Origin of the sequence: Dietzia sp. E1 (genome assembly GCF_014145015.1) — a bacterium.
GTDB lineage: Bacteria > Actinomycetota > Actinomycetes > Mycobacteriales > Mycobacteriaceae > Dietzia > Dietzia cinnamea_A.
The window spans coordinates 1-6,794 of sequence record NZ_JAALDU010000076.1 but is presented as its reverse complement, the minus strand read 5'-3'; the positions used below and the strand labels follow the sequence as shown (position 1 = coordinate 6,794).

Genomic DNA, 6,794 nt, shown 5'->3' with positions numbered 1-6,794 from the left:
TCTGCGGATGGCGCGGGCGCGCGGGGTGGCACATGCTGGGGTCATGTCCGTGAGCTGTGTGCGCGTCCACGATCTCGTCTCCGGCCGCGCCGATCCCGGGGACGCGTACGTGGTGCTCGTGGACCGGCTGTGGCCGCGGGGCGTGCGCAAGGACGCGTTCCGTCACGACGAGTGGTGTACCGACGTGGCGCCGTCGCCCGAGTTGCGGCGCGAGTTCCACGGCGGAGAGCTGGACTTCGACGGCTTCGCCGAGCGGTACCGCGCCGAACTGGCCGGCCCTCCCGCGGCCGGGGCTGTGGAGCGCCTCGTGGCCCGGGCGGCCGGCGGGGAGCTGGCACTCGCCTATGCGTCGCGGGACACCGAACGCAATCACGCAGCGGTCCTGGCGGACGTCATCCTCGACGCCTCCCGCTGAGCGTCCTCTACCTTTCCGGCGGGGCGCCACTCGCCGTTCATGTATCCGTCATCACAGAGGGGGTGACGGACCGTGCCGTCGTGTGTATGGTCTTTCTCAGTAGTTGAAATCGTTCGTTGTATTTCTGTAGATCCACCGCCCTTGCGAGAGGGCAGTGCGGCACCGCAGGGAAACACACAGCACGCTCTCTGCTGCAGCACCCGGTACTCCGACAAGCGGAGCACCGACTCTCGAAAGGCATCACTATGGCTACCGGTACCGTGAAGTGGTTCAACGCTGACAAGGGCTTCGGCTTCATCGCCCCCGACGACGGCTCGGCCGACGTCTTCGCCCACTTCTCCGCCATCAACGGCTCGGGCTACCGCTCGCTCGAGGAGAACCAGCAGGTCTCCTTCGACGTCGCGCAGGGCGCCAAGGGCCTGCAGGCGGAGAACATCACCCCGCTGTGATCTGACGTCAGACTGATCTGACGTTCTCAGACTGCACGAGAGGGCCCCGTAGGAGAAATCCCGCGGGGCCCTCTCGCATGTCCGGGCCCACGCACAGCCGCTCCCGGCGATGGCGCCTCGCTCCCCTGCCTGGCGTCTCGCTCCCGCGGCCCGCGCACAGCCGCTCCCGGCGATGGCGCCTCGCTCTTCTGCCTGGCGTCTCGCTCCCGCGGCCCCCGCACAGCCGCTCCCGGCGATGGCGTCTCGCGCGCACCGAAGAGCGGGCGAGACGCCTTCGCGAGGGGCGGCTGCGTTCGGGGCTACGGCTGCGAAGGCCGCGACGCCTGCGGAGGTCGTGGGTCGCGGCGTCCGCGGAGGCCGGAGCCGCGACGGCCGCGATCAGATGGGGCAGGCGACCCCGCTGCGCACGTGGCAGTCGTAGCCACCGGGATTCTTGACCAGGTACTGCTGGTGGTAGTCCTCGGCGTAGGCGTACTTTCCGGAGCGGACCTCGTCGAGCATTCCGATCTCCGTGGTCAGCGGCCCGTAGCCCGCGGCGTCGAGCTCCTTCTGGTAGCCCTCGGCGATGCGGCGCGCCGCCTCCAGCTGCTCCGGCGTGGTCGTGTAGATCGCCGAGCGGTACTGGGTGCCCATGTCGTTGCCCTGACGCATCCCCTGAGTGGGGTCATGCCATTCGAAGAACTCCGCGAGCAGCTTCTCCACGGGCAGCACCGCGGGATCGAAGACCACGAGAACCGCCTCGGTGTGGCCGGTCAATCCCGTACACGTCTCCTCGTAGGTCGGGTTGGGCGTCCACCCACCGGCGTAGACGGCCGCCGTGGTCCAGACGCCGTCGAGCTGCCAGAGCACCTTCTCCGCACCCCAGAAACAGCCCATACCCAGCACGATCGACTCGTGCCCCTCCGGGAACGGCGGCACCATCGGATTGCCCGTGACGATGTTCTTCGGCGCCACGGCCACCGGTTCCGCCCGGCCCGGAAGCGCCGAGTCGGCGTCGACGACCTCGGTCGCCCGTCGCATCGCGGATTGTCTGATCGCGTCCTGTAGCCAGCCCATGTAGCCAGGGTAACCGCGTCGCGGGATCGAGATCCGGACGTGATGTGACCGATCCCATAGTCCGCGTTACAGTGGTCGCCAGTACGACCGAGGGGGATCTGGACGTGACCGCCACACAGCCTGCAGTCCAACGACTTCGCGCCATCTTCGACGCCGATCAGCCGCAGCCGTTCGAGGGGACCGGCTGTAGCGATCACGTCCGCCGCCGCAATCTCGCGGTGCCCGTCGCGCTCGCCGTCATCCTTCTGGTCGTGCTCATCGCCCTGCTCGTCCTCTGACCGGCCAGCGCGCGGTCGGGGCCCCGGCACGCGGCGAGGTCAGCTCACCGACGGGTCTCCGAGACGCTCGCGCGCGACCCGCACCAGCAGCGGCGCCCACGGCGCGCAGTCGTCCTCGGGCAGGGCCGCGATCTCCCTCAGTTCGCCCACCGTCACCCACCGTGCCTCGGCGATCTCGGCCCGCGGCTCGGGATCGCCGTCCATCCGGGCGGAGAACACCTCAGAGACCAGCAGGAACCCGGGCTCGTTGGCGGTGGCCGTGTCGAACCGGCCGAGCGACTCCAACGCGTCAGGCGTGAGGGGCACACCCAGCTCCTCGTCGATCTCCCGCACCGCGCACTCGAGCGGCGACTCCCCCGTCTCCCACTTGCCTCCCGGCAGCATGAAGCGGTCCGTGCCGACCTTGCGCACCGTCACCACGGCGCCGTCGGGCCGACTCAGGATGACGGCCGAGACCGAGATGGTGCGCACGGCCGCCGTATCGGAGTGATCCACGGTTCTGATCATGGCAGGACACCGCAGCCGCCCGCGAGCCCACCGCGGCGCCGGACGACGCGCTCGCCCGCAGATCACTATGGTGGAGACGGACGCCGTGACAGGCGCCACGGGTCGACCCCGCGCGCTGCCCGTCACCCAACTGAAAGGACACTCCACTATGGCCGAGTACGTTCTTCCCGATCTCGACTACGACTACGGCGCTCTCGAGCCGCACATCTCCGGCGAGATCATGGAGCTGCACCACTCCAAGCACCACGCCACTTACGTGAAGGGCGCCAACGACGCCCTCGAGCAGCTCGCCGCGGCCCGCGAGGACGGCAGCATCTCCGGCAAGGCCCCGCTGCTGAGCAAGAACCTGGCCTTCCACCTCGGTGGCCACACGAACCACTCCATCTTCTGGAAGAACCTCTCGCCGGAGGGTGGCGACCGCCCCGAGGGTGAGCTCGCCGCCGCGATCGACGCCGAGTTCGGCTCGTTCGACAAGTTCCAGGCGCACTTCAACGCCGTCGCGACCACCCTGCAGGGCTCCGGCTGGTCCGTCCTCGGCTGGGACCACATCGGCCAGCGCATGGTCATCCAGCAGCTCACCGACCAGCAGGGCAACATCTCGGTGAACATCACCCCGCTGCTCATGCTGGACATGTGGGAGCACGCCTTCTACCTCCAGTACAAGAACGTCAAGGCCGACTACGTCAAGGCCTTCTGGAACGTCGTCAACTGGAAGGACGTGGCCGAGCGCTACGCCGCCGCCAAGGGCTGACGGAATCGGACCCTTCACGGCTCTCTTGAGCTGACAGCGGCCCGGGTGGGGATCACCCCGCCCGGGCCGCATGCTGTCCGGGCGGGGTCCGCGACCGCGGGGCCGGTCGGGCCCCGCGACGTGGAACCGTCCCGGCCCAGGGACCGCCCCCGGACGGTCGTCCGAGACGCTACTGTGACTCACGCAACCGCCCCGGCGTCCGCCGCAGCGGCGCACCCGCGCGAGAAGTGAGGTCCCTTCGGTGTCCAACGGCGAGCGACAGGTCGACCACTCCCAGACCGGCACTCCGACCGCCGTGAACCGCCGCACCGTCCTGGGCGGAGCCGCCGCCCTCGGCGGGATCGCGGCCCTGCAGTCGGTCCTGCCCGCCGTCGCCTCAGCGCAGTCCACGGCCCTGTACGTCGGCCGCGGCATCGGGGACATGACCGGATAGCCGCTGGGCGCGGGCATGAACGGGTACGCGGACACCGAGCAGCTCTCCGTCGGGCTGCACCTGCGGCAGAGGGCCCGCGCCTTCGTGTTCGCCGACTCGCCGTCGTCGCCCCGGTTCCTCCACGTCACCGCCGAGATCGGCCTGATCTTCCAGTCCATCCAACAGGAGGTCCTCCGACGCCTGGCGGCGGAGTTCGGCGGCACCTACAACGAGGGCAACGTGGTCATCACCGCCACACACACCCACGTCGCCCCGGGCGGCACCTCCGGCCACCCGATGGTCGACCTGTCGATGCTCGGCTTCCGCCCGGTCACGTTCGAGGCCAACGTCGCCGGCATCGTCGACGCCGTCCGGATGGCGCATCACGACCTCGCCCCCTCGGAGGTCGGCGTCACCACCGGCACCCTCCGCGACGCCGGCGCCCAGCGTTCCCGCGGCTCGTTCGAGCGCGACACCCCGGAGGAGCGCGCCCACTTCCCGGAGGGGATCGACCCGCGGTCGCAGTCGCTGCAGATCACCCGCGGCGGCCAACTGGCGGGCGTGCTCAACTGGTTCGCCACCCACGCCACGTCCATGACGTCGCACAACCGCATCGCCTCCTCGGACAACAAGGGGTACGCCGCCTGGCACTGGGAGCGGGAGGTCGCGGGACAGGACTACCTCGCCGGCGGGACCCCCGCTCTCGTCACCGCGTTCGCGCAGACCAACCCCGGCGACGTCAGCCCCAACCTGGACCTCGAACCCGGCCGGGGGCCGACGCCCGACGAGTGGCTCAACACCCGCATCAACGGCGAGCGGCAGTTCGCGGCCGCCCGCGACCAGGTGGACAGGGACGTGCGCCCGCTCGGCGGCGGGATCGACGTGCGCCACGTGTGGGTCGACATGTCCGCCGTCGAGGTCCGGCCCGAATTCACCGGCGACGGGCGCACCCACCGCACCGCCGTCGCGGCACTGGGCGCGTCGTTCGCCTCGGGCAGCCAGGAGGACGGCGGTGGCGGGGACGAACTGCCCTTCGCCGAGGGCGACCGCGGCGGCAACCCGGCGGTCAAGGCCCTCACCGACGTCGTGATCCCGGCGTGGCTGCGCGAGGCCCACGCGCCCAAGGACGTCCTGCTCCCGGTGGGACTCGTGCCGCACGCCGTCCAGCGCGTGTACCCGTTCCACCTCGTGCGCCTGGGCGGGCACTACCTGTTCACCCTCGGGTTCGAGCCCACCGTGGTGGCGGGTCTGCGGCTGCGGCGCACGCTCGCGGTCGAACTGAGCGTGGCGGAGGACCACGTGACCGTCCAGGGCTACTCCAACGCGTACGGCCACTACGTGACCACGCCCGAGGAGTACTCGGCCCAGAACTACGAGGGCGGCGCGACGATCTTCGGCCCGTGGACCCTGCCCGCGATCCAGCAGATCGCCGCCGACCTGGCCCGCTCGATGCGGGCGGGCACGCCGCTGGACCCCGGAACCACCGAGCGGGACCTCACCGGACAGATCCCGGTCTCCCCGCTGGGCAACCCGCTCGTGGACACCCCGGCCCCACTGCGGAACTTCGGCGACGTCCTGGACCAGCCGCTTCCGGAGTACCGCGTCGGGCAGCGCGTCCTGGCGCGGTTCTGCGGCACCCACCCCAACTCGGACCTGCGCCGGGGCGACACCTACCTGGCGATCGAACGCCGCGACGGCGGGCGGTGGGTCCGGGTCCACGACGACGGCGACTGGTCCACGATGATCGTGTTCGAGGGGCTGCTCACCGTCACCAACGCGCTCGTCACGTGGGACATCCCGCCGGGCACCCCGGCCGGCGAGTACCGGGTCGTGTACACCGCCTCGGGCCGCGGTCTCGACGGTCGCCTGTTCCCGGTTCGGGGGGAGAGCCGGGGCTTCACCGTCCGCTGAGGCGGGGTCTGGGACACTGGACCCGACATTCGTTGCAGTTCCTAGTGAAAGGACAACGCCCGTGGACATCAAGGGTGCTTCCGTCATCGTCACCGGTGCCGCCTCCGGCCTGGGTAACGCCACCGCGCGTTCCTTCGCCGAGAAGGGCGCCGTCGTGTTCGGCCTCGACCTCCAGCAGTCGATCGACAAGGCCGTCGAGCAGGGCATCGACGAGGGCATCACCCTCATCGCCGCCGATGTGACGAGCGAGGACGACGTCAAGGCCGCCATCGCCCGCGCCACCGAGGCCGCGCCGCTGCGCGTCGTCGTCAACTGCGCCGGCATCGCCCCGGCCGCCCGCATCGTCTCCAAGAAGGGCGTCCACGCGCTCGACCTGTTCGAGACCTGCATCTCCGTGAACCTCGTGGGCACCTTCAACGTGCTGCGGCTGGCCGCCGAGGCCATGTCCACGCAGGACACCGTCGACGAGGACGGTCAGCGCGGTGTCATCATCAACACGGCGTCCGTCGCCGCGTACGAGGGCCAGGTCGGCCAGATCGCGTACGCCGCCTCGAAGGGTGGCGTCTACTCGATGGGCATCTGTGCCGCCCGCGACCTCGCGCAGTTCGGCATCCGGGTCAACACCATCGCCCCGGGCACCATCGAGACCCCGATGCTCAAGGGCCTGACCGAGGAGTTCCAGAAGTCGCTCGAGGCCGCGATCCCGTTCCCGTCGCGCCTCGGCCGCCCGTCGGACTACGCGCAGCTGGCCAACGCGATCGTCGAGCACGACTACCTCAACGGCGAGTCGATCCGCATGGACGGCGCCCTGCGCATGGCGCCGCGCTAGTCAGCGCGCCGCGCTAGAGCTCACGCGCCAGAGCACACCGCACTGCGGCGTCGCAGACGACTGAGGCCCGCCCCCGTCACGGGAGCGGGCCTCGGTCGTAGGCGGGGGCTGGTATCAGCCGCGGCCGTTGTCGATCGCCGGGCCGGGGGCGGGAGCCGGCGCGGGGGCCGGGGCGCCGGCGGGCGC

General features: G+C 70.6%; 9 protein-coding genes. 7 read left to right on the top strand and 2 right to left on the bottom strand.

The window, feature by feature from the left end:
- Together G6030_RS03385 and G6030_RS03380 are read left to right on the top strand one after the other, a co-directional pair.
- A partial coding sequence (locus G6030_RS03385; protein WP_347238566.1) for a DUF488 family protein occupies window positions 1-415 on the top strand: 415 nt, incomplete at its 5' end.
- A gap of 245 nt (window positions 416-660) precedes the next feature.
- A complete protein-coding gene (locus G6030_RS03380) occupies window positions 661-864 on the top strand; it encodes a cold-shock protein (RefSeq protein WP_063972317.1) in 204 nt (67 codons plus the stop codon).
- Between the two features lie 378 nt (window positions 865-1,242).
- Here G6030_RS03380 and msrA read toward each other — a convergent pair whose 3' ends face one another.
- On the bottom strand, window positions 1,243-1,920 hold the full coding sequence (msrA, locus tag G6030_RS03375) for a peptide-methionine (S)-S-oxide reductase MsrA (RefSeq protein ID WP_043567392.1): 678 nt from the start codon (window positions 1,918-1,920) through the stop codon (window positions 1,243-1,245).
- Window positions 1,921-2,024: 104 nt separating this feature from the next.
- On the opposite strand from msrA, the gene G6030_RS03370 reads away from it, so the two are divergent.
- Window positions 2,025-2,198 carry a hypothetical protein gene (locus G6030_RS03370; protein WP_175285265.1) on the top strand — a complete coding sequence of 58 codons (174 nt, stop codon included), beginning with the start codon at window positions 2,025-2,027 and terminating at the stop codon, window positions 2,196-2,198.
- A gap of 39 nt (window positions 2,199-2,237) precedes the next feature.
- Here G6030_RS03370 and G6030_RS03365 read toward each other — a convergent pair whose 3' ends face one another.
- Window positions 2,238-2,693 carry an NUDIX domain-containing protein gene (locus G6030_RS03365; protein WP_347238565.1) on the bottom strand — a complete coding sequence of 152 codons (456 nt, stop codon included), beginning with the start codon at window positions 2,691-2,693 and terminating at the stop codon, window positions 2,238-2,240.
- Window positions 2,694-2,853: 160 nt separating this feature from the next.
- Here G6030_RS03365 and G6030_RS03360 point away from each other — a divergent pair, with 160 nt between their 5' ends.
- The 4 genes from G6030_RS03360 (at window position 2,854) to G6030_RS03350 (ending at window position 6,608) form a co-directional block, all read left to right on the top strand.
- Complete coding sequence (locus tag G6030_RS03360; RefSeq protein ID WP_007629669.1) at window positions 2,854-3,456, top strand: superoxide dismutase; 603 nt, start codon at window positions 2,854-2,856, stop codon at window positions 3,454-3,456.
- A gap of 241 nt (window positions 3,457-3,697) precedes the next feature.
- Window positions 3,698-3,889 carry a hypothetical protein gene (locus G6030_RS16345; protein WP_241724125.1) on the top strand — a complete coding sequence of 64 codons (192 nt, stop codon included), beginning with the start codon at window positions 3,698-3,700 and terminating at the stop codon, window positions 3,887-3,889.
- Between the two features lie 15 nt (window positions 3,890-3,904).
- Entirely contained in the window at window positions 3,905-5,779 is a 1,875-nt protein-coding gene (locus tag G6030_RS03355; protein ID WP_241724124.1) for a neutral/alkaline non-lysosomal ceramidase N-terminal domain-containing protein, read from the top strand.
- 61 nt (window positions 5,780-5,840) lie between these two features.
- Window positions 5,841-6,608: an SDR family NAD(P)-dependent oxidoreductase gene (locus tag G6030_RS03350; RefSeq protein ID WP_007629673.1), complete on the top strand. Its 768-nt coding sequence runs from the start codon at window positions 5,841-5,843 to the stop codon at window positions 6,606-6,608.
- Window positions 6,609-6,794 lie beyond the last annotated feature (186 nt).